Origin of the sequence: uncultured Aquimarina sp. (assembly GCF_947492405.1) — a bacterium.
Classification (GTDB): Bacteria; Bacteroidota; Bacteroidia; order Flavobacteriales; family Flavobacteriaceae; genus Aquimarina.
On the sequence record NZ_CANLMP010000002.1, the window covers coordinates 552,309 to 576,310 of the forward strand.

Annotated in this window: 17 protein-coding genes; 7 read left to right on the forward strand and 10 right to left on the reverse strand. The window is 33.0% G+C overall.

What is annotated here, in order from left to right:
- Positions 1-243 precede the first annotated feature (243 nt).
- Positions 244-2,292 carry a ComEC/Rec2 family competence protein gene (locus Q0829_RS08765; protein ID WP_298541792.1) on the forward strand — a complete coding sequence of 683 codons (2,049 nt, stop codon included), beginning with the start codon at positions 244-246 and terminating at the stop codon, positions 2,290-2,292.
- A gap of 7 nt (positions 2,293-2,299) precedes the next feature.
- Here the strand turns inward: Q0829_RS08765 and Q0829_RS08770 are convergent, their stop codons facing one another.
- A complete protein-coding gene (locus tag Q0829_RS08770; RefSeq protein ID WP_298541793.1) occupies positions 2,300-3,589 on the reverse strand; it encodes a serine hydrolase domain-containing protein in 1,290 nt (429 codons plus the stop codon).
- A 330-nt stretch (positions 3,590-3,919) separates the two neighbouring features.
- Here Q0829_RS08770 and Q0829_RS08775 point away from each other — a divergent pair, with 330 nt between their 5' ends.
- Positions 3,920-4,390: a hypothetical protein gene (locus Q0829_RS08775; RefSeq protein ID WP_298541794.1), complete on the forward strand. Its 471-nt coding sequence runs from the start codon at positions 3,920-3,922 to the stop codon at positions 4,388-4,390.
- A gap of 38 nt (positions 4,391-4,428) precedes the next feature.
- Here Q0829_RS08775 and Q0829_RS08780 read toward each other — a convergent pair whose 3' ends face one another.
- The 5 genes from Q0829_RS08780 to Q0829_RS08800 form a co-directional block, all read right to left on the reverse strand.
- On the reverse strand, positions 4,429-4,767 hold the full coding sequence (locus tag Q0829_RS08780; protein WP_298541795.1) for a hypothetical protein: 339 nt from the start codon (positions 4,765-4,767) through the stop codon (positions 4,429-4,431).
- 354 nt (positions 4,768-5,121) lie between these two features.
- A complete protein-coding gene (locus tag Q0829_RS08785; protein WP_298541796.1) occupies positions 5,122-5,661 on the reverse strand; it encodes a thioredoxin fold domain-containing protein in 540 nt (179 codons plus the stop codon).
- Between the two features lie 98 nt (positions 5,662-5,759).
- A complete protein-coding gene (locus Q0829_RS08790; protein ID WP_298541797.1) occupies positions 5,760-7,508 on the reverse strand; it encodes a peptide MFS transporter in 1,749 nt (582 codons plus the stop codon).
- An 11-nt stretch (positions 7,509-7,519) separates the two neighbouring features.
- A complete protein-coding gene (locus Q0829_RS08795; RefSeq protein WP_298541798.1) occupies positions 7,520-8,908 on the reverse strand; it encodes a peptide MFS transporter in 1,389 nt (462 codons plus the stop codon).
- Positions 8,909-8,942: 34 nt separating this feature from the next.
- Complete coding sequence (locus Q0829_RS08800) at positions 8,943-11,114, reverse strand: S9 family peptidase (protein ID WP_298541799.1); 2,172 nt, start codon at positions 11,112-11,114, stop codon at positions 8,943-8,945.
- Positions 11,115-11,367: 253 nt separating this feature from the next.
- Between Q0829_RS08800 and Q0829_RS08805 the strand changes: the two genes are divergently transcribed.
- The 3 genes from Q0829_RS08805 to Q0829_RS08815 all read left to right on the forward strand — a co-directional run bounded on the left by Q0829_RS08805 (position 11,368) and on the right by Q0829_RS08815 (position 16,629).
- Positions 11,368-12,684: a hydroxymethylglutaryl-CoA reductase, degradative gene (locus Q0829_RS08805; protein WP_298541800.1), complete on the forward strand. Its 1,317-nt coding sequence runs from the start codon at positions 11,368-11,370 to the stop codon at positions 12,682-12,684.
- A gap of 7 nt (positions 12,685-12,691) precedes the next feature.
- Entirely contained in the window at positions 12,692-13,636 is a 945-nt protein-coding gene (locus Q0829_RS08810; protein ID WP_298541801.1) for a GYDIA family GHMP kinase, read from the forward strand.
- A 458-nt stretch (positions 13,637-14,094) separates the two neighbouring features.
- Positions 14,095-16,629, forward strand: a complete 2,535-nt coding sequence (locus Q0829_RS08815) for a glycoside hydrolase family 9 protein (RefSeq protein ID WP_298541802.1) — start codon at positions 14,095-14,097, stop codon at positions 16,627-16,629.
- A 184-nt stretch (positions 16,630-16,813) separates the two neighbouring features.
- Here Q0829_RS08815 and lpxD read toward each other — a convergent pair whose 3' ends face one another.
- From lpxD to Q0829_RS08830, 3 genes are all read right to left on the reverse strand, one after another.
- A complete protein-coding gene (gene lpxD / locus Q0829_RS08820) occupies positions 16,814-17,803 on the reverse strand; it encodes a UDP-3-O-(3-hydroxymyristoyl)glucosamine N-acyltransferase (RefSeq protein WP_298541803.1) in 990 nt (329 codons plus the stop codon).
- Positions 17,804-18,137: 334 nt separating this feature from the next.
- Positions 18,138-19,352, reverse strand: coding sequence for a 2-oxoglutarate dehydrogenase complex dihydrolipoyllysine-residue succinyltransferase (odhB, locus tag Q0829_RS08825; RefSeq protein ID WP_298541804.1), 1,215 nt, complete (start codon positions 19,350-19,352; stop codon positions 18,138-18,140).
- Positions 19,353-19,428: 76 nt separating this feature from the next.
- Positions 19,429-22,200: a 2-oxoglutarate dehydrogenase E1 component gene (locus Q0829_RS08830; protein WP_298541805.1), complete on the reverse strand. Its 2,772-nt coding sequence runs from the start codon at positions 22,198-22,200 to the stop codon at positions 19,429-19,431.
- Positions 22,201-22,314: 114 nt separating this feature from the next.
- Between Q0829_RS08830 and Q0829_RS08835 the strand changes: the two genes are divergently transcribed.
- Entirely contained in the window at positions 22,315-22,839 is a 525-nt protein-coding gene (locus tag Q0829_RS08835) for an alpha-ketoglutarate decarboxylase (protein ID WP_298541806.1), read from the forward strand.
- Between the two features lie 141 nt (positions 22,840-22,980).
- Positions 22,981-23,352, forward strand: a complete 372-nt coding sequence (locus Q0829_RS08840) for a hypothetical protein (RefSeq protein ID WP_298541807.1) — start codon at positions 22,981-22,983, stop codon at positions 23,350-23,352.
- 12 nt (positions 23,353-23,364) lie between these two features.
- Here the strand turns inward: Q0829_RS08840 and Q0829_RS08845 are convergent, their stop codons facing one another.
- Complete coding sequence (locus Q0829_RS08845; protein WP_298541808.1) at positions 23,365-23,991, reverse strand: hypothetical protein; 627 nt, start codon at positions 23,989-23,991, stop codon at positions 23,365-23,367.
- Between the last annotated feature and the right edge of the window lie 11 nt (positions 23,992-24,002).

Sequence of the window (24,002 nt, forward strand, 5' to 3'; positions counted from 1 at the left end):
TTTTAATATAAGTAATGATATTTGTTATTGTACTTGCAATCAGAAGTACTAAAAATAACACATAGTGTTTATTATAATAAGAGTCAAATATTCAAATCATAGTGGACAAACTAACTATTGCCTATGAGGAGTTTTAAAATTTCTTAAGCAAAAAAAACAGATTTCACTGGTAACATATGACTCTTAGACAACACGATTAATTGTAGGGACTAAAAACCCTATGCAATTAATACGTTAGACTCTGTGCATAGATTACTTAATATTCCTTTTTTGATTCTTACTTTTTCATTGATCATCGGAATCGTCTTTGGTTATTATACTTCAGTCAGTCTTAGGTTGGTACTTATATACGAAACAATCACTATTGTAGGTTTGTCGATTTCCTGGTGGTATACAAAAAAGCCATTTCGTAGTTCTCATGTTTTTAGTGTTTTTGTAATCATTACTTTTATTTTTTTCGGAATTATCTTAGTGCAAATTCATCATCCTAAGAACAATCCTAGCCATTACACCAACCTATTAGCGAATGAATACCAAGAAACTCCTGTAACTATCAGTTTTTATATTAAGGAAAGATTAAAACCCACCTCCTACTATGAAAAGTATGTAATTACTCTTCAATCAATCAAAAACAAAAATGTAACAGGAAACCTACTATTACAAATACCTAAAAAGGACATACAGACAACCCTTATCACTGGACAATCGTATGTAACATATTCTAAGATATCATCAATCTCAAAGCCCTTAAACCCAAATCAATTTGATTATGCACATTACCTATCCAAACAATATATTTTTCATAAAATCACAACTGATTTTAAACAACTAATACACACAAAGAATTCAATCCTTTCTATTTATCGTATAGCAGCTTTCATTAGAACTGATATTAATAAAAAACTTGCTCCTTATCATTTTAGTCAAAAACAGCTATCCATCATCAATGCGTTACTACTAGGACAAAGACAGGATATTGACAATAAAATCTTCGCAGATTACAGAGATGCGGGAGCCATTCATATCCTTGCAGTTTCAGGTTTGCATGTCGGCATACTTCTAATAATATTAAATCTTATTCTTAAACCTCTAAACTGGTTTGGAAAAAACGGTAAGATTATCAAAACCACTATTGTTATTTTATTACTATGGTGTTTTGCAATTATCGCTGGTTTATCTCCATCAGTTCTAAGAGCCGTAACTATGTTTTCTTTTATAGCTATAGGAATGCATATTCGATCTAAAACGAGTATCTATAATGCACTAACTATCTCAATGTTTATATTATTATGTTTACGTCCGTTATTACTATTTTCCGTTGGATTCCAGTTAAGTTATTTAGCTGTATTCGCAATCGTCTGGATACAACCATCTTTTGTTAAATTATACAGACCGAGATTTTATATTGATAAGGTATTATGGGAAACCTTTACGGTTACTATAGCTGCTCAACTAGGTCTCTTACCCTTAACATTATTTTATTTCCATCAATTCCCGCTTTTGTTTTTTATAGCGAATCTTATTATCATTCCAGTATTAGGGATCATACTTGGTTTTGGAATATTAGTAGTTATATTAGCAGAAGTTCGGATATTGCCCAATTCGGTAGCATCCACCTTTGGAAGTTGTATAAATGCGATGAATTACATTGTTCATTGGGTCTCGAAACAAGAATCTTTTTTAGTAACGCATATTTCGTTTTCCTGGAGAATGCTCATAATTGGTTATATTCTTATAATCTCATTAATATTTACGTTTAAAAAATTTAACCCAACGAGTATTTTAGCAGTTACAGTAAGCATAACTCTTCTATCATTTAATTTGATGTATGAAAATCAACAAAATAGTGAGAAGGAAGAGCTTATTATTTTTCATAATCAACGCAACACTACTTTAGGCTTTCTACAAAACCAATGTCTCTCTATTTACAGTAAAGATTCTATTTCTAAAAACTCCGAAAAATTTTTATTAAATGGTTATCTCATTGAAAATAATTCTCGATTTACCACTAATAAAAAACTAAACAATGTTTATCGCTACAAGGATAAAACAATACTAGTATTAGATAGTATTGGTATTTATAATGTAAAAGGACTACGTCCTAATGTCATCATTTTAACTAACTCTCCAAAAATTCATTTAAAAAGAGTAATTGAAACGTTACAACCCAGACAGATTATTGCCGATGGAAGTAACTACAGAAGTTATCTTGATCAATGGGAATTAACATGTAAACAAAAAAAAATCCCTTTTCATCGTACTGATAAAAAGGGAGCATATATTTTTAAATAGTTATAAGTTACAATATGTCGTTTAGGTCAGAAACTTCTGCCACTAATTGTTCTTCTGGCATTTCCATAACCTGTTTAACAATTTTATGAAGATCAGGAATTACTGTTCTCGCTAATTTCGTAGGACTATTAAAAAGGATTGTAATCCCAAGGTCTTCCTGAGGGAATATAGCAATCTCACTTCTATAACTGTTTACGTGGCCTCCGTGATGAATCATTCTATTTGATTCTCCTGTTTCTCTATTTTTAAAATCGTGAATACGCCATCCATGTGCATAGTGTGATCCTTGATGTCCATCCCATCTCTGGTAATATTTACTTTTACCGGGAAGATTAATCACAGGATTAAAAACATTCTTTAAACCATCGGCACTCATCACATTAGGATTATGTCCTAACAAAAATCGCATCCATTTAGCCATATCAGTTACACTGGCATTTACTCCTCCAGCTGGAATAGCATTATAATATTTTTGATTTAGTTTTAAGGACTTCCAACGTCTACCATATTTTCTATGAGGCATCGCTACATTAGTAGATACTTTAAGGGAATTATAATCTGTTGATGCAGTATTCATCTTAAGTGGCTTAAAAATCTTTTCTGCAATTGCCTCTCCATATGATTTGCCAGTTACTTTTTCTATCATTTCTCCACTAAGCGCAAATACAGCATTTTGATAGCTATATATTTTACCAGGTTTATCAATTGTCGGAATACTTTTAAACTGACCAGCAATTGTATTTAAGTCTACACCATCTTCAACCAGGTTGGTAAAACTATGATATGGTAATCCAGATGAATGAGATAAGATATGAGAAAGCGTTACACTATCCGTCCATTTTCTACTAGCAAGTTGAAAAGATGGAACATAATTATTTACCTTATCTTCCCAATTAAGCAATCCTTCTTCTACATACATTCCGGAAAGCACACCTGCAAATCCTTTAGAAACAGATCCAATCCTAAAAACAGTTTCTTCATTTATAGTATCGTTCAACGAAGCATTTCTTTTTCCGAAACCACCTAAATAAATAACCGAATCACATTTTACTATACCAACACCTGCTCCTACAATTTTATGTTGCTTTAATGCTTGGTCGAAATAAGACTCTATAGCATCTACTAAAAGCTCTTTTTGCATATCTGAAATCGGATTCTTAAAAAAATCGACAGATGATCGGACTTGACTAAGTTCTTTAGAAGGTTTAGGAGGCTCTATCTTATTAGCAGAAATAAGAGGAAAAAGCAATCCAATTAATAACAACATTGAAGGGGCAATGATGAAGCGTTTTTTCATAATAGGTTAAGCTCAGATGAATATTTAAAACCGAAAAAAAATGGGGAGGATTTTAAATACTTTTATTAAACGATTTGGTTTATTATTTATTTCAATTCTGGCCAAATATAACGATTATATGCAAATATCATCGTTGAAAAGCATTATTTTGCAAAATTTAACATTTATACAGTTTAAAAAAATAATTTTTAGAAATTATTTGTAGGAAATCACTTTCTTTAACAAAATTACGGTTTACATATTACATTAATTTAACTCAGGTTATTTACAAAAAACACAGCAGCATGTAAGTATGGTCTATCTATTTGCGACAATTATTAAAAAAATACTATGAAAAGAGGTCTTTTATTATTGCTACTGATTGTTGGTGTCATTTTTATTAGTAATGCACAACAAATAAATACAATCCCTACAAAACAGATTCGCCAATTACCAAGTGGATGGCATAAGTTTATTTCTGAAGGCGTCACTTTTGATGTAGAAGTACTAAATGGCACTTTAATTAAAGGGAATATCTTTTGGTTTGACACAGCTGCATACTCAGGTACCTTTTATAATAATCAAATTTCGGGAAGAGGAACCTATACATGGCCTAATGGTGATCGTTATGAAGGTTCTTTTAGAAAAAATCAAATGAACGGCAAAGGAACCTTATACAAAACTGATGGATCTAAACATCAGGGAAAATGGAAACACAACAAGAAAAATGGAAAAGGAAAAGTCTATGATAGTAGTGGCGCTATAGTAAAGCAAGGTCTTTGGAAAGAGGGTGCGTATATTGATAAAATCACCAAAAAATAATCCGTACATATCTCAATAAAAAGGACACATTTTATATCTCAAACCAATTTTATATCTTCTTTAAATAGCATATGAATATATTCGGCATGAATATCAGCATTATGTTTGCTCTCAAGACAGTGAAACAATAAATGAATTAACCCATAGTCTCCTAAACAATCACGATACTCATCTTGATCCTTATTTTTCACCCAAAGAATAAAACTACATAAATGTCCTATCTCCCCCAATTTCTCAGGTTTCTTTAAACATTTTTTAAACTCATTTAAATCCATAAGAGCATATTCATCATACTTTTGCTTACAAAAGTTATAATCAAATGTGTGCTTATAAGATCTAAGCTTCCTGTTCTGTATTTCATACTTAATACCGCTCATAAGGTATATTTCTTCAATTATGTATTGGTGCTACACATACATTTTGTTTTACTCTATAATAGCAACATGTACTCCATAATTGTGTTTTTAAGATTCTTTTAATGAAGTTTAACGAATTTATAGGAGTAGGAATTATTCCAAAACAAAGATACAAAATTAGGAATAATTCCTAGTATGTTTGACTATTTTATTTTCTAGAATCAGCTATGAAATAGGATAAAAAAATAGTGGAGTAGCATAGTATCAGAAAAGTAGATTGGGTTACCTTACTTTTTAAACCAATCAATAAAATTCAAAAAAAAACTTCTTTTACCATAATTGGTAAAAGAAGTTTTTTCTAGTAAAGTATTTTTTTTAATTACTAAATGTACTCACAAATGATTGTTCATATTGCTGCCAAGCTTCTGCACTAGTCAATTTTTTATATTCATCTGTATGGATCATCTTTAGATAAATCTCTAGCTGTTGTGGTGTCTTATATCCTACAACAGGTGCTATTAAATTTCCTTTTTCATCGAAGAAAACGATACTCGGATATCCACTAATTTTTAATGCATTCGCAAAAAAGTGTTGGCTATTTCTTCCTTTTCTATCTGGATTATGATTAGGATTGGTGTAGGTAAAGTCATTATAACGAATTTCCTCAGTTCCTTCACCATTAAATTTTACGGCATAATAATTAGAGTTCACATATTCAACCACATCTTTATTATGAAAAGTATTCTTGTCTAATAATTTACAAGGCCCGCACCAATTGGTATACACGTCCATAAAAATCTTCTTAGGAGTTTTCTTTTGTGCCTCTAGCGCATCATTCATCGACATCCATTTAATCTCCTGTGCCTGCATAGGCAAAACAAAGAGAAATCCAATTAGAAAAAGTAGGTTTTTCATATGTTTAAAATTTGTATTTACATATTAGTCGAAACAAAAACTGTTCCTTATTAAAAACTTTACCCGTTTTGGGTAACGGGTAAAGTAATGTTTTAGTATTAACGGATCCCGTGCATTAGTCTCTTTAACAATGGATTCAAAATTATAATTAATGTTCCAGCCGCTATAGGGACTATTGTAAATATCAAAAAAAATGTTGACAAATTATAATTAGCTGTAACCTCATCGATCATTCCCCCAAGTGTTCCTGCAGCTTTTTGACCTATTGCTATTGCCAAATACCAGATACCAAACATAAACGCAATCATTCTACCCGGAACTAACTTACTTAAATATGACAAACCAACAGGGGACAAACATAGCTCTCCTAAAGTATGGAAAAGATATGCTAAAATTAACCAAATCATACTTACCGAAGCTGTCTTTGCTCCTTGTGGGATTCCGGAAGATCCATAGGCCAATAATGCAAACCCAATACCTAGTAAACCAAGTCCAAAACCATATTTAAAAGCTGCACTAGGGTTATATTTACTTTCCCACCATTTAGAAAACAATGGTGCTAATGCTATTATAAAGAATGAATTTAAAATTCCAAACCAAGTGGCACCAACTTCTGTAGTATCTTTACTAAATTCATTGTTCAATTTCCAAATCACAATTCCCCATATTATTATAAAGGATATTGACAATATTATATTGGATACACCTATTTTAGAAAATGTCTTTTTAAATAATAAATACAAAACCCAAGAAATAATCACTAAAGGAACGACCGTTAAAATAGCATCAATAATCTTAAAAATTAAAGCTGATGAACCTGATAAATCCCTAGCAACATAATCTCTTGCAAAAATATTCAGTGATCCTGCCGCTTGTTCGAACGCTGCCCAAAAGAATACGGTAAAAAACGCAAAGATTGCAACAGCTATCATTCTATCCCTAACTGTAGAACTATACCTAAGAATTCTAGAGATAATTAAAAACAGGAACAAAAGTACTCCTAGAATAATTACTATAGTTGGACCTTCGTAACTTCCTAACGTGAAACCAAACAAATTAATGTTTCCGATCTTTGACATCGGGTCATTTATCAACCAAGTGAATCCTATAGTCGCACTAAGTGCTATCAAAATCTTATCAAAAATGGTAAAAGGATTTAGCTTATCTCCTTTTTCCAGAACAACCTCTTGTTTTATTTCTTTATTTGGTCTTGCCCCTATATCACCAAATAAAGGATTCGCTAACCAAAATTGAATCATTCCTAGAAACATAAAAATTCCAGCTAACCCAAAACCTAATGCCCAACTAAAATTTTCACCTAAATATCCGCAGAGCATAATCCCAAAGAAAGCTCCAGCATTTACTCCCATGTAGAATATCGTGTAAGCTCCATCTTTTTTGGCATCATTTCCTTTATACATTTCGGAAATAATAGAAGTAATATTAGGTTTAAACAAACCTGTACCTATCACTAACAAACCCAAACCAATATATAAAGTAGTTTCGGTTTCAAACGCCATAGAAACATGTCCCAACGTCATTACTAAGCAACCAATAGTAACAGCCCATCGATATCCAGTAATTTTATCAGCGATATACCCTCCTAAAATTGGTGTTAAATACAGTAAAGATGCGTACGTCCCAAATAATGCTAAAGCATGTTCCCTTGGCCAATTAGCCCAACCAGGATTCTCTCCAAATAATGGCTGAGTTAAAAAAATCACCAAGAGAATTCTCATTCCATAGAATGAAAATCGTTCCCACATCTCTGTAAAAAATAACACAAAAAGTCCGGCAGGATGCCCTAAAACCTTATCTTCAAATAAGTTCTCTATATCGGTATTCATATATAGAATTTTTAGTTGTCTGCTAATTCGAAGCCTTCTGCTTCTTCATTTATGGTTCCTTCCTTATCCTCAACTCCATGAGTCAAGACTTCTAATTTCTTTCTAAATAACATTACCAAAAGACCAAATACAACACAGAAAACAGCAATACCTGTAAATATGGTAAACTCTCCTAAACTCTCAGCGGATTCTCCTAATAAACCGGCCAATTTGTTACCAAATCCAGTCATTGCGAAATAAACCCCCATCATTAAAGCACCATACTTAACAGGAGCCAATTTGGTAATAAACGACAATGCAACAGGAGATATACAAAGCTCACCAATTGTATGGAACAAATACGCTAATACTAACCAATACATAGCTGAAGAACCATTTGATTCAAATTCCATTGAAGCAGCAGTCATAAAAAAGAAACCTGTTCCCATGATAATAAGACCTAAAATCATTTTAAATAATGAACTAGACACTTTTCCTTTTAATTTTCTATTAGCCCAATACCAAGCAACAGAAGTTCCTAAAAAGATAATAAACATTGCATTTAGTGATTGAAACCATGAAGCAGGAATTTCCCATCCCATTAACATACGATTGGTCTTTTCTTTCGCGTAAATATTCATTAAACCACCAGCTTGTTCAAAGGCTCCCCAGAAGACAATCACCAATAAAAATGATATTAATAAAACAACTATTCTATCCTTTTCAATCTTTGTCAAAGGCTTTTTCATCGCTTCTTTATCTTCAACTTTCTCAGAAGTACCAAGGAAATTTCCAACATTTTTCAGATATTTTTGCCCTAAAAGATATTGCAATAACCCTAAAGCCATTCCAATTCCTGCAAGACCAAACCCATAATGCCAACCATGAACCTCTCCAACATATCCAACAATCAAACTGGATAAAAATGCTCCTAGATTGATTCCTATATAAAAAATTGTAAAACCTTTATCTCTTCTAATATCCCCTTGTTTATAAAGACCACCAACCATTGTGGAAATATTTGGTTTTAACATCCCTACACCAGCTATAATTAAACCAAGTCCAGAATACCAAGCCCACATTTGTTCAATAGCCAGAATACTATGTCCTGCTACTAATAAAATCCCTCCTATTAAAACAGATTTTTTCTGACCCAAAAACTTATCAGCTATCCATCCTCCAGGAATAGATGCTACATAGACCAACATAGTATACCAGCCATATAATGACAAAGCTTCTCCAGAAGACCAGCCTAAACCTGCATTTTCATCAATTGTTTTAGCCGTTAGATATAATACAAAGATTGCTCTCATTCCGTAATAAGAGAATCGCTCCCACATTTCTGTAAAAAATAATATATATAATCCAACCGGATGTCCAAAAAGCTCTTTTTGATGAGCTGCTTTAACTGTATTTGCCATTATGTTAGTTTAATTAAATGAGTTGTTTAATGATTTATAAGTTCGTTTTAATAAAATTAGTCATCTTATTATACAGATGTAATCGAGTGTTACCTCCATAAATTCCATGATTCTTATCCGGGTATATTGCCCAATCAAAATCTTTGTTTTTCTGCACCAATGCTTCAATTAAACGCATTGTATTCTGTACATGTACATTATCATCTGCGCTACCGTGCACTAACAAAAATTTACCTTTTAACCCATCCACAAAATTGATTGGCGAATTATTATCATATCCTTTTGCATTCTCCTGTGGAGTCATCAAATATCGTTCGGTATAGATCGTATCATAAAATCTCCAACTGGTTACCGGAGCTACTGCAATAGCCATTTTAAAAGTATCCGGCGCCTTAAATAAACAGTTACTGGACATAAAGCCTCCGTAACTCCATCCCCATATCCCAATTCTTGATGCATCAATATATTCTAGTGCTCCTAATTGTTTTGCTGCCGCAATCTGATCCTGAACTTCTAAATTCCCCAAATCATTTTGAGTAACTTTCTTAAACTTTGCTCCTTTAAAACCAGTACCTCTTCCATCTATACAAACAACAATATATCCTTGCTGCGCTAACATCATATACCAATAATCGTTACTTCTATTCCAAGAATTACTAACCGATTGAGATCCTGGTCCAGAATATTGATACATAAACAGTGGATACTTCTTAGCAGGATCGAAATCCTTTGGTTTGATCGTCCACATATTTAAGGTTTCGCCATTAATATCTATCGTAGAAAATTCTTTTGGTCTTACATCATATTCTGCAAGCTTATCTTTTAACCCTTTATTGTTTTTAATCTCACGAATTACTGCTCCATCAGCCGCATTATTTAAGGTAAACTCAAAAGGAGTAGATGCATTTGAGAAATAATTAATGTATTGACTAAAATCTGCGCTAAAATCCGCATCATTAGTTCCTTCTTTAGTGCTTAGTCTCTTCTTGTTTTTTCCATCTAAACCAATTGAATAAATATCTCTATTGATGTTCTTATTTTCTACACTTTGATAAAAAATGCTTTTACTTTTAGCATCGTATCCATAATAATCTGTTATTTCCCAAGAACCAGTAGTAACCTGATTAATCAATTCTCCTGTCTCTTTATAATGGTAGATATGATTGTATCCGTCCTTTTCACTAGTCCAAATAAAACTATTGTCTTCTAAAAATGTAAGATTATCTGTAATATCGATATAAGCTTCATCTTTTTCATTTAGAACAACCTTTGGAGTTTTTGTTTTAGCATCTACAAAAATTAAATCCAGATTATTTTGGTGTCTATTTAAAACCTGTACACTCAAAATATCTGGATTAGCAGACCATTTTATTCTAGGGATATAGAAGTCTTTATAATCCCCCAGATTTACTTTATCTAAAGACATACTTCCTAAATCTGCGATATGCAATGAAACTTCTGCATTTTTTTCTCCAGCTTTAGGGTATTTAAAAACATCTTGTTTTTGGTATAACTCAGCACCATATACATCCATAGAAAACTCTGGAACATCTTTCTCGTCGAATCTTATAAAAGCTACTTTATTGCTATCAGCACTCCAATCAAAAGCTCTTACAAAAGCAAATTCTTCTTCATATACCCAATCCGTAATACCATTTATAATCTCATTCTTCTTACCGTCATCCGTCAGTTGGATCTCCTCTCCGCTTACAAAATTCAGCACATAAATATTATTCTCGAATACATATGCCAATTTGTTTCCGTCTGGAGACAAAGCCGGAGATTGTATTTTCTTATCACTAATTTTGAAACTACTATTAGAAGGAACATCAAAGATATGGTAGATTCCTCTTGATGAACGACGATAGATTTGCTCTAGTTCACTAGCAAGTAAAACTCTTTTTTCATCTTTACTAAATTCGTACCCTTGAATATATTTAAGGTCCTCTATATTAGAAGATTTTATTAATGTGTTTGCTTTTTCTCCAGTTGCATAATCATAGACTTCAATAGATGTATCTCCATTAGTATTATCTCTTTCTAAAACAGAATACTCTTTACCATTATTCATGGAGTGTAAAGATTGTAATCTTTCTGTTCTAAAAGTTCCTCCCCATATTTCTTCTAGAGTGAAAGCTTTATCCTGTGCAATTGTCACAGAACTTAATAATACTATAATTCCAAAAAACAATCTGGTTATTCTCATATTATACTTTTATAAAAAATTGTTAGCGCCAAGAATACTAAAAAATCCGTGAAAAATACAACAATTGACGTTAAATACAATAAAAAGCTCCCCGAGAAAGGAATATTTATTAGCATATCATCAACTAAACTGCTATAATCTATCAGATATTATAATTTAAAAATAAGCGAGTAAAAGTGTTTTAAGAATTAACAAAAATCGTTTGGTATAAAAACAGAATAGTATCTTTGAAGCCTGACAGTAAAAAAATAATATGGCTCCAGTGGTTTCTGGCTTTTCTAAGCTTTCTAAATCTGATAAAATTAAGTGGTTGGTTGAACATCATTTTAACAATGATCAAAATACGGTTGACACCCTAAAAACATATTGGAATTCTGATGATAAACTCCAGCAATTGCATGATGAATTTACAGAAAACACCATTTCTAACTATTATTTACCTTTTTCTGTAGCACCAAATTTTCTGATTAATGGTAAGCGATTTACAATCCCAATGGCTATCGAAGAGAGTTCCGTAGTCGCTGCTGCAAGTAAAGCAGCTAAATTCTGGCAGAATAAAGGCGGATTTAAAGCAGAAGTACTATCAACTGTAAAAGTTGGGCAAGTACATTTTACATATACAGGAGATCTCAAAAAACTAAAATCATTTTTCGAAAACATTAAACCTCATCTTATTTCATCTGCTTCTCACATTACTAAAAATATGGAGAAACGTGGTGGAGGTATTATTGATATAGAACTTAGAGATAAATCTTCGGAAATTGAAAACTACTATCAACTGCACTGCACATTTGGCACCGCTGATGCTATGGGAGCAAATTTTATCAATTCTTGTTTAGAGCAATTTGCTGATTCTTTAACCAAAGCGGCATCTAACTATACTGACTTTTCAGAAGAAGAAAAGAACATAGAAATTATTATGAGTATTCTCTCGAATTATGTTCCGGAATGCCTTGTTAGAGCATATGTTTCTTGTCCTGTACATGAGTTACCCAAAGTAGGAGAATTATCTTCTCTCCAATACGCAGAGAAATTTGTAAGAGCAGTACAAATTGCAAAAATAGAACCTTATAGAGCTGTAACTCATAATAAAGGTATTATGAACGGTATTGATGCAGTAGTATTAGCGACTGGAAATGATTTTAGGGCTATCGAAGCTGGAGCGCACGCATTTGCTTCAAAAGACGGAAAATATACAAGTCTAACAAATGCCAAAATTGAAAATGATATTTTTCATTTCTCAATAGAGATCCCATTGGCTCTTGGCACAGTAGGCGGACTAACTGCACTACATCCTTTGGTAAAATTGGCTTTACATCTGCTAGGAAATCCGAACGCTAAAAAACTTATGGAGATTACGGCGGTAGCAGGTCTTGCGCAAAATTTTGGTGCGATCAACTCACTTATTACCACAGGAATCCAACAAGGACACATGAAAATGCATCTAATGAATATCTTAAATCAGTTTCAGGCTACTAACGAAGAAAAAGAGCAATTGGTAAACTATTTCAAGTCCAATACCGTAACACATAGTGAAGTAGTACAACAAATCGAAAAACTGAGACGTTAACTAGTTGATGAAAAAATCTTTTTATAGCCACGGTAAACTTCTTCTAACTTCGGAATATCTTGTTCTTGACGGAATCAAAGCACTCGCTTTACCAACAAAAAAAGGTCAATGGTTAGTTGTTGAAGAAAATGATTCAAAAAATATTATCTGGAAAAGTCTTGATTACGAAGGTAACTGTTGGTTCGAAACCAAAATTCAGCTGCCTTTACATTTATCTGGAACTACTAATACTTCTGAAAAATCAATTCTAACTGATGAGGAAGGGCTAGGCATTTCTGAAACACTTCTGGAAATTTTACAAGTTGCTAACGAATTGAATCCTGATTTCCTTTCTAATGAAAAAGGTTACACTATTGAAACTCGATTAGAATTTGACCGTCAGTGGGGATTAGGCTCCTCTTCTACTCTTATTAACAACATTGCGCAATGGGCAGAGGTAGACGCTTTCTTACTACTGAAGAAAAGTTTTGGAGGAAGTGGTTATGATATTGCAAGTGCACAGCACAAAATGCCTATACTCTATACACGTAAAGAAGACAAACCTTTGGTTGAAGAATCTAACTTTAATCCAGTTTTTAAAAACCATTTATTTTTTGTGTATTTAAATCAAAAACAGGATAGTAAACAGTCCATTAAACATTACCAGTCATTACCACTTAAAGATTTTGATAAAGCTGCTGAAATAATAAAACAAATAACTGATACCATATTAAATTGCTCTTCGTTAACAGAATTCTGCAAACTTATCGATCAACACGAAGAAGTGATTTCTAAAATTATAAAAACACCAACTGTAAAATCTACCCTATTCCCAGATTATATTGGCAGCATAAAAAGCTTAGGTGGCTGGGGAGGTGATTTTGTCTTAGCAACAGGTTCTTCATCTGAAATGGAATATTTCGAAAACAAAGGATATAATACAATAATTCCTTATGAAGAAATGGTTTTATAATCTACCCATCTCAAATAAAACAAGAGTTCTTATTAAGGCTTTTTTATAACAAAGTGTATTCTTTCTTTATATAAAATATCTTTAATTCAGACATTTTATAACGATAATATTTTTTTCAAAAACCTCAAAGAAATTAGCTAATAGGGGAATTTTCGTTACATAGTTTTTAAAAAAACTATATGTACATAAAATGTTAAGATATGAATATAAATATAATACCCTCATTCTTTTTTAACTTTACTTCTTAGCTTAACCTCAATACTTATTAATTGATGTGCTAAACATAAAATTAAACTGGTTTTTTAAAGAAGAGAAAAAGAAATATTTACTTAAAATTAAATCGGAATTTTCGTGATTCTTTAAATTTTACTTTTCTGATAGCCTGATAATAATCTAATTTTGCATATCAATTATGAGGTATTAAATACATCTAATTGAAAAATAAAAAAATTGTCCCAATGAAAAAGAGAATGCTATTCACAATTGCCTTTATATTATTTGTAGTTCCGTTGATTAACGGGCAAGTTATCTACAGTGATAATTTTGAAGAAGGCATTTTAAACATTGAATCATCGAGTTCTTATTCTTCTTCCCTTGCGGGAGGTGATTTAATTATCGAAGGAGATGGTACCGCTGGAGATTTTGATTCAATTGTATATACTTTACACAATTCTGGTAGTGAAATATCTGTTGACATATCTAACAACATCAAATTATTTATTAAAGTTTCAGGAACTTCTAATCCCAACTTTAGAATTGATATTCAGGATGAAGATGGTTTTGTAACTAATGCTAACGCACAATCCCTTAGAATAGATAATTCATCCACGATTTATGAATTCGACTATACAAACACTTTACAAGATGGAGGATATGGAGGTTCTGATTGCACACAAGCGACAGCTCCTTGTCCAGTAGATCCGTCAAAAATAAGATTTATTCAATTCTTTGTAAATCCAGGCACAAATTTAGGCAAATATGATGGTACTATTTCGATAGATTGGATTTCTTTCGGAGAGCCTTTAGAGGCTTTTCCTCCTACTTCTACCTTTGATGTTCGTTATAATCAAGTGGCGTATTTAACTGGTAGAAACAAAACTATTAGCATTGCTGCTCAAAGTAGCTTTAGTAACCAAACATATAGCATCATAGACAGCTCTAACAATGTAGTACTATCAGGAACTACAGGAGCGTCATCTTTATGGAATGATTCTGGAGAACATATAGCAAACGTAGATATATCAGAAGTAGATGCGGAAGGGACGTATCGTTTTCAGGTCGATCAGGAAGAAATTACTTTTAATGTAAGTGCAGATGGATATACTGAACTTAGAGAAGAAGCTTTTAAATATTACTATTACAATCGTTCTTCTACAGCGCTAGAATCAGCTCATGCAGGCATATATGCAAGACCGGTAGGAACCCCTGATAATGTTGTGAGAGTACATTCGTCTGCAGCTACATCAGCAAGACCTGAGGGAACAATCATCTCTGCTCCAAAAGGTTGGTATGACGCAGGAGACTATAATAAATATATTGTAAACAGTGGAATTAGCACATATACTTTGTTAGCCGCCTTCGAACATTATAGAACGGAATGGGAAAACTTACAATATAATATTCCAGAACAAGGCGGAGACCTTCCAGATATTTTAGATGAAGTTTTATGGAACCTAGATTGGATGTTGGACATGCAAGACCCTAATGATGGTGGAGTTTATCATAAACTAACTGCTAAAAACTTCTCCGGAAGAGTTATGCCTGCTGCATATAACTTAGAACGGTTTGTTGTACAAAAGTCTACAGCTGCTGCTCTAAATTTTGCCGCGGTAACAGCGGTAGCATCAAGAATATTTTCTGATTATGAGAGTGTAAGACCAGGATTTAGTGGACAACTAGAACAAGCTGCAAAAGATGCTTACACTTGGGCAAAAGCGAATCCTGCTATTTATTATAGTCAAGGCAATGGCACACCTGTTTCTGATATCTCTACAGGAGAGTATGGAGATAATAACGTAACCGATGAATTTCAATGGGCAGCTGTTGAATTATTTATTACAACCGGAGAAAACACTTACCGAGATGATATTGATGTAAATTCTATTGGAGGTGGAACTCCAAGCTGGCCATATAGTAACCCTCTAGCACTAATTTCTATTGCTCAACACACCAACAGTTTAGCAGGTTCTATTAATGTCACTACTACTAACAACACTTTACTAGGCACAGCTAATCAATTAAGAGACAGAGTTAATTCTTCTCCTATGAAAATTACAATGGGTTCTAATGACTACGCTTGGGGTAGTAATGGAGCTGTAGGTAATCAATTGATAATACTGATAAGAGCATATGAGCTTACACAAGATGAATCATATTTGGATGCAGCTTATACATCCATGGATTACATTTTCGGTAGAAACGGAACGGGATACTCTTATGTAACTGGGTTTGGAGATAGACAGGTATTTGAACCACATCACAGAATATCAGATGCAGATGGTATTTCTGCCCCAATTCCAGGAATGATTGTAGGTGGACCACAAAATGAAAACAACCCTGATACAGGTGATTGTTCTGGTTCTGGAGTAAGTTTTCCATCGAATCTACCGGCTTCAAAATATGTAGACCACTGGTGTTCGTATTCTACAAATGAAATTACCATTAACTGGAATGCTCCTTTGGTCTATGCAATGCACGCTTTAGATTTTTATCAAAAACAAGCCGTTACCTTATCCGTTGATACTTTTGAAGAAACTTCGGAAATATTTAAAATTTTTCCAAATCCAACAAGTCAGGTTTTAAACATTAAATTCCCTGTTTCTATGGGATCTTCTAATATTAAGATATATTCAATTCAAGGCAAAATAATCTTATCCAAACAATTACAAGGCGCAGCATCTAGTATAAATGTTAGCAATCTAACTTCTGGACTTTATTTAGCAAAAATAACTACTGAAAATGGTAGTTATACAACGAAAATTATAAAACAATAAAAAAGCCTGAGTTAGTGAGAGTATTTTTCATAATGCATATTGACAACAAAACTAGTAGATATAATCTTAAGTGAAATTGACTCATCTTTGTAGAGTTTTAATTATAGAATACTTATAAATTCTAATTAAAAAGCTCAAAACAAATGTATTTGTTTTGAGCTTTTTACATTTTAAAACCAGACTATTATTTAGAAAGCTTACGTAGTGTAACCCATTGCTTAAGCATTTCTCTTGAATCACAAGCAGGATAACCCAAAACCGTTTTTCCTGCAGGAACATCGTTCATTACACCTGACCCAGCGCCAACTATAGCACCAGAATGAATTGTAGTATGATCTTTTATAGAAGCACTCCCTCCAATAACAACCCCATCACCTAATGTTACAGAACCTGCTAAGCCGCTGCTCCCTGCCATAATACAGAAGCGTCCTAACACACAATTATGGCCTATTTGCACTAAATTATCAATCTTACAACCATCTCCTAGTATAGTAGAACTAAACTTTGCACGATCTACACAAGAATTAGCGCCAATTTCAACTCCGTTACCTATAACAACATTACCAATATGCGGTATTTTCATAAGTCCACGACCATCTTCACGAGGAAGATACCCAAAACCATCTGCACCAATACTCACATTATTATGAAAAATACAATCACTACCAATTTTAGAACGTTCTCTAATTACAGCACCAGACCAAATAATAGTTTTATTACCTATTACAGAATCATCAAAAACAGTCACATTAGGATATAGCACAACGCCATCTCCCAAAATAACATCTTTACCCACATAACAACCTGCACCAATTTTACTTCCTGCTCCAATAATAACAGATTTATCGATCACCGCAGTTGGATGAATATCAACATCAAATACCGGATCATTAAGACGAAAAATTTCTAATAATTTAGACATTGCAAAATCTGCATTTTTAACCATAATAAATGCTCGATCCGGACCAGGCTCAATATCTAAAGCTTCATTTACAACAGCAACACAAGCATTAGATGTACCCCACAAACGAGCATATTTCATACTTCTTAGAAATGTAATCTGGTCGCTTTTTGCATCCTTTAACTGATCTAATCCTGTTACTCTTTGCTTTGTACTACCTAGTAATTTTCCTTGTAAAATAGTATTAATCTCTTCTATAGTATATGATATCATTATGTTTTATTATGCGTTATTGAACTCCTTAATTTATCATTTTATGAAATTCACAAAGCCCTAATAAAAAATAATGCTTTAAAAAAGTAATGAAATACTAAAACAATACAAAAAAATCAATTTAGTTAATTTTTTAACAAAAATGGTTTTAAAACAAAAAAACCTTTAATTTTTATTAATTTTCGATGTATTACAAATCCTGATTAGTAGTAGTATTCGGAATAAACATATGTTTATTTCCTCGTTTTATTTTTGATATATAATCTTCATTAAATAAAAAAAACCTCAATTCCTAAAGGAATCGAGGTTTTCATAATATATAAATAGTATGATATTACATTTCTAATGCCTTACTTATATTATTATCCATTAATAATTCTTCTGGATTTTCCAGTGCCTCTTTTACTGCTACTAAAAATCCAACAGATTCCTTACCATCAATAATTCTGTGATCATATGATAGTGCCACATACATAATAGGAGCTACTACAATTTGTCCATCTCTTACTATCGGTCTTTCTACAATATTATGCATCCCCAAAATAGCACTCTGTGGTGGATTAATAATTGGTGTAGATAACATACTTCCAAAAACTCCTCCGTTAGTAATCGTAAAAGTTCCTCCAGTCATCTCATCTACAGTAATCTGTCCTTCACGCGCTCTTATCGCCAATCTTTTCACTTCAGACTCAACACCTCTAAAGCTTAAGTTTTCAGCATTCCTTATTACAGGAACCATTAATCCTTTTGGTCCAGAAACTGCAATACTGATATCTTGAAAATCAAAAGAAAGCATCTCTTTACCATCTATCATAGAGTTTACAGAAGGATACATTTTTAACGCACGTACACAAGCCAGTGTAAAGAATGACATAAACCCTAAACTAACACCATGCTTACTCTTGAAAGCTTCTTTATACTGTTTTCTTAAGTTAAAGATAGGTTGCATATCCACTTCATTAAAAGTGGTTAACATAGCGGTTTCATTCTTAACTGAAACTAATCTTTCTGCTACTTTACGACGCAGCATTGATAGTTTTTTACGAGATTCTCCTCTACTTCCAGGTCCTGGTGTTCCCATTGATGGAGTAGCATCTACAGCATCTGCTTTGGTAATACGACCATCACGTCCAGTACCCTTAACCTGAGAAGCATCAATACCTTTTTCTGCCAATACTTTTTTTGCAGCTGGAGAAGCAGTACCTGTTGCATATGTTTCAGTTTTAGCAGGAGTTACTGGCGCCACAGGAGCAGGAGCTTCTTCTTTCTTAACCTCCTGTACTGGAGCTGAAGTATCACCATCAGGTTTAGCTGCATCTGTATCAATAAGACATACAACTTCACCTACAGCTACAGCATCTCCCTCTTCAGCTTTTAGTGTTATAATACCACTAGCCTCTGCAGGAAGTTCTAATGTTGCTTTATCACTATCTACCTCTGCTATTGCCTGGTCTTTTTCTACATAATCACCATCTTCTACAAGCCATTGAGCTATTTCTACTTCTGTAATGGATTCTCCCGGAGAAGGAACTTTCATTTCTAAAGCCATAATTCTAAATTTATACTTATATCGCTTTCGCGAAAATATTTCTATTTATTGTTATTTTATCCTACTATTTCTTTTTTCATCTTTGATTGTTCTTTGTTTTATCAAAAACAAAATCAATCACTTCCTGATGTCTTCTTTTAGATCTTGTTGCACTACCAGCCGCTGGCGCTCCATATGGTCTTCTACTTGCAAATCTAAATGTACTCGCATCATCATAATGCATTAATATATGACTTAGCGCTCCCATATTACGAGGTTCTTCTTGAGCCCAAACAATATCAGCTGCTTTATACTTTTTGATCAAAGTATCCATCTCTTTTGTAGGAAGCGGAAACAATTGTTCTAATCTTACCAAGGCGACATCTTCTCTACTTAACTTTTCCTTCTCTTCTAGCAGATCATAGTAAAATTTACCAGTACAGAATACCAATGTTTTAGTATCTTTTGCTTTTGCTTCTGGATCATCAATTACAGTCTGAAAACTTCCATTAGCAAACTCTTCTACGGTAGATACTACATTCTCTTTTCTTAATAAACTCTTAGGTGTAAAAACTATTAATGGTTTGCGGTAACCTGCTTTCATCTGCCTTCTTAACAAATGAAACATATTAGCAGGTGTCGTTACATCCGCCACAAACATATTATCTTTTGCACACAATTGTAAATAACGTTCCATTCTAGCAGAAGAGTGCTCAGCTCCTTGACCTTCATATCCATGAGGTAATAATAGTACCAAACCATTCTGAAGCTTCCATTTATCCTCTGCAGAAGAAATGTATTGGTCAATCATAATTTGAGCACCATTACTAAAGTCTCCAAATTGAGCTTCCCAAATAGCCAAGGTTTTTGGACTAGCCATCGCATACCCATAATCAAAACCTACAACTCCATATTCTGATAATAATGAGTTATAAATATAGAAATCTCCTTGATCTCCTTCTAGATTATTAAGTAAGACAACCTCTTCTTCACTATCTTCTACTTTTATAACCGCATGTCTATGAGAGAAAGTCCCTCTTTCGACATCTTGTCCGCTCATACGAACATCATATCCTTCTTTAAGTAAAGATCCATAAGCTAGTAATTCACCCATTGCCCAATCTAATTGATCTGTTTCAAAAAATCGTTTATTACGATCTTTTATGATTTTATCAATTTTACGCAAGAATTTCTTATCTTCTGGCAAATTGGTTATTACTTTTGCAATTTCAATTAGGCCTTCTTTAGGATAGGTTGTATCTACAGCCTCCATCATCTCATCTTCTTGAACTCTGGTAAAACCTGCCCATTCATCTTGCATGAATGGAGTGATTACAGTTTTTTCTAATTTTCTGGAATCTTCTAATTCTTCTTCTAAAGATGTTTTATATTCTTTCTCAAGTTCTTTTACATAATCTTTATTGATAATACCTTCAGAAATCAGCTTTTCTGCGTAAATATCTCTTGGATTATTGTGCTTGGCTATCGCTTTATATAGTTTAGGTTGTGTAAAACGAGGTTCATCTCCTTCATTATGTCCGTATTTTCTATATCCTAAAAGATCAATAAACACATCACGTCCAAAATTCATTCTAAAATCTAACGCAAAATTGGTTGCATGTACTACTGCTTCGGCATCATCTGCATTTACATGAAGTACAGGAGATAATGTCACCTTACCAACATCTGTACAATAAGTAGATGAACGCGCATCCAGGTAATTGGTTGTAAATCCTATTTGGTTATTTACGACAATATGAATAGTACCCCCCGTTTTGTATCCATCTAATTGTGCCATCTGCACAATTTCATATACCAATCCTTGTCCTGCAATAGCCGCATCACCGTGAACTACAATAGGCAAAACTTGTGATATATTATCCTTATAATGTTTATCTTGTTTCGCTCTGGCTATACCTTCTACTACTGCTCCCACGGTTTCTAAATGCGATGGGTTCGGAGCAATATTCATATTGATTGCCTTACCAGAATCCGTTTCACGTTTAGAAGTCCAACCTAAATGATATTTTACATCTCCATCAAAAACTGCCTCCTCATAATCTTTACCATCAAACTCACTGAAGATATCTTTCGGGCTTTTCCCAAAAATATTAGTCAATGTACTTAAACGACCACGATGTGCCATCCCCATAACGAATTCTTTAACTCCCATATCAGCTGCCTTTTCTACTAAAGCATCCAATGCAGGAATTAATGATTCTCCTCCTTCCAGAGAAAAACGTTTTTGACCAACATATTTAGTATGTAAAAAACTCTCAAAAGAAACTGCTTGATTTAATTTTTTAAGAATATGCTTTTTTTGGTCTGCAGAAAACTTAGTCCTATTCGTATTAAAATTCACTCGACCCTGTATCCATTCTCTTTCTTCAGGATTTCGAATATACATATACTCTATCCCGATTGCATCACAATAGATTTGCTCTAAATGAACAATAACATTACTTAAGGTATTCGGTCCTACACCAATAATCTCTCCAGCATTAAAAACAGTATTAAGATCACCTTGACTTAAACCAAAATTCTCTAAAGCAAGTGAAGGATGATATTTTCTTCGTTCTCTTACTGGGTTCGTTTTGGTAAATAGATGTCCACGGGTTCTGTAGGCATCGATAAGGCGTACTACCTGAAATTCTTTTTGAACATTCTCGGGAACTGCAACTGTTCCCTGTGAGTCTTTTTCTATATAAATCGTTTCACCGGAGTCATCTGCACTTTCTAATCCAAAATCAAATCCTTGAAAAAATGCTCTCCAACTAGGTTCTACGCTATCTGGGTTTTGCAAATATTGATCATATAAATCTGCAAAAAATGCGGTATTAGCCGCATTCAAAAATGAATATTTATCCATATGTAAGTATTCAACCGTCTTTTTATTATAAAACAACACAAAAATACAATAATTACAGTATATTGAGTATCGAATTATATATATTTATTATAACATTTTTTTAGAGATTTAACAATGAAAGTGTTTCTTATTCAGAAAATCAAATTCTTGATCTTAGTATTCTTAATTTTCTTTTCCTTACAAAAAGGGTATTCTCAAGATGATAATTTTTGGTCTCGTGTCAGAATCGGCGGAAATATAGGAATTGGTTTTACGAATGACACTTTTAATGGCATTATAGCACCTTCTGCAGTCTATGATTTTAATAATCAGTTCAGTATGGGATTTGGACTTAATTTTGGGTATACGGATTCACGTAATTTTACCGCGACCAATTATGGTGCTAGTCTGATTACTTTATACAACCCTTTTCCTTCAGTGCAATTATCCGCAGAATTTGAGCAAATGGGAGTTAGTAGCAGTTTTGAGATTGAAGGAGGACGAGATATCAAAGATGATTATTGGTATCCTGCCTTATTCATTGGGGCGGGTTATAGGTTAGGATTTGTTAGTGTTGGTCTTCGCTATGATGTTTTATATGATGATGACAAAAGTATTTATGCCAGTCCATATGCACCATTTATAAGAGTATTTTTCTAAGCAAAACATAATAACATCATCAAAAGTGCGTTTTTTATCTATAAAAAAACACCAGTTATCTAATATCCAGGAGAATAACTACAATTTTACTGTATTTTCTCTATTTTTAGATATTAATTACTATTAAAACCCCAAAATACAATGAAAAAATACATTCTAATGCTATCCATTGGGATAGCCATGTCATCTTGCTCTAGTAACAAAAAGACTGTAACGACAAAATTTGATCCTACTAACAATCCTTATTACGTAAAAAAAGAAGAAAAAGGGTTAAGAGAGGTAAACGACCCAAAAGTACAAGGTAAAATTACTACCATCATAGAAAAACATCTGGGAATTTCTATATCTTCTATTGCTATATCTCCTATAACATTAACAGATTCTGGTTATCATTGGAAATTTATGAATGTAAGGAATGGCAAAACTTTTATTGGATCAACGGATCTTAAATTTGAATCTGTTAAAATAATCAAGAATAACAAAAAAGCGAACACCCAAGTATCTGATTTCTAAAATTAGATCAAACTACCAGATGTAAAAAATACATTTACGTTTTCGATTAGAATAATTTACCAATTTCTTTTCTGCTTTTCTAAGTAATCTATACTTATAACGTATTTCTTCAGCATCTTCAATACAATTACTTTTTCCAAACGAAAGAGTACTAAAATACTCCTGATCCCATTCTGAGAGTTTTTCTCCGTGCTTCCTTTCGAAGCACACTTTGCTGTTGTCTTTATCGAAAAACATTCTTTGTTCTGTAACCTCAACCACTTTCTCTACACTTGTTGATGATATTCCCTGGCTACTTTCTTTATACAATGTATTCATATACATTTCTTCAGAAATTGAAGTCTTTATCCTTAGTGTATCATTTTCAATAAAATAATTTTCTAAAAATGTTTCGTTACCAAAACCTTGTTTATAAACATGAGTCATTAACCTTAACTCTTCATTTTGGTAATAAAGCTCAATTCTTCCAGATAAGTCTTCAGAACATTCATAATACTTGGTCCAGTTTTTTATGAGCGTATCATTATCAGTAATTCTCTGTAAGAAGGTTTCATATAGGTCATTGGTTTTATCAAAACCTTGCTGACCATAACCAAATTTTAATATGAATAAAAATAAAATACTAATACAAAGCTTCATATATTTAATAA

Bases quoted from the DNA above. Each gene is read 5' to 3' on its own strand.
- Q0829_RS08770 (WP_298541793.1), bottom strand. From the start codon at position 3,589: ATGAAAAAACGCTTCATCATTGCCCCTTCAATGTTGTTATTAATTGGA.
- Q0829_RS08775 (WP_298541794.1), top strand. From the start codon at position 3,920: ATGAAAAGAGGTCTTTTATTATTGCTACTGATTGTTGGTGTCATTTTT.
- Q0829_RS08780 (WP_298541795.1), bottom strand. From the start codon at position 4,767: ATGAGCGGTATTAAGTATGAAATACAGAACAGGAAGCTTAGATCTTAT.
- Q0829_RS08785 (WP_298541796.1), bottom strand. From the start codon at position 5,661: ATGAAAAACCTACTTTTTCTAATTGGATTTCTCTTTGTTTTGCCTATG.
- Q0829_RS08790 (WP_298541797.1), bottom strand. From the start codon at position 7,508: ATGAATACCGATATAGAGAACTTATTTGAAGATAAGGTTTTAGGGCAT.
- Q0829_RS08795 (WP_298541798.1), bottom strand. From the start codon at position 8,908: ATGGCAAATACAGTTAAAGCAGCTCATCAAAAAGAGCTTTTTGGACAT.
- Q0829_RS08800 (WP_298541799.1), bottom strand. From the start codon at position 11,114: ATGAGAATAACCAGATTGTTTTTTGGAATTATAGTATTATTAAGTTCT.
- Q0829_RS08805 (WP_298541800.1), top strand. From the start codon at position 11,368: ATGGCTCCAGTGGTTTCTGGCTTTTCTAAGCTTTCTAAATCTGATAAA.
- Q0829_RS08810 (WP_298541801.1), top strand. From the start codon at position 12,692: ATGAAAAAATCTTTTTATAGCCACGGTAAACTTCTTCTAACTTCGGAA.
- Q0829_RS08815 (WP_298541802.1), top strand. From the start codon at position 14,095: ATGAAAAAGAGAATGCTATTCACAATTGCCTTTATATTATTTGTAGTT.
- lpxD (WP_298541803.1), bottom strand. From the start codon at position 17,803: ATGATATCATATACTATAGAAGAGATTAATACTATTTTACAAGGAAAA.
- odhB (WP_298541804.1), bottom strand. From the start codon at position 19,352: ATGGCTTTAGAAATGAAAGTTCCTTCTCCGGGAGAATCCATTACAGAA.
- Q0829_RS08830 (WP_298541805.1), bottom strand. From the start codon at position 22,200: ATGGATAAATATTCATTTTTGAATGCGGCTAATACCGCATTTTTTGCA.
- Q0829_RS08835 (WP_298541806.1), top strand. From the start codon at position 22,315: ATGAAAGTGTTTCTTATTCAGAAAATCAAATTCTTGATCTTAGTATTC.
- Q0829_RS08840 (WP_298541807.1), top strand. From the start codon at position 22,981: ATGAAAAAATACATTCTAATGCTATCCATTGGGATAGCCATGTCATCT.
- Q0829_RS08845 (WP_298541808.1), bottom strand. From the start codon at position 23,991: ATGAAGCTTTGTATTAGTATTTTATTTTTATTCATATTAAAATTTGGT.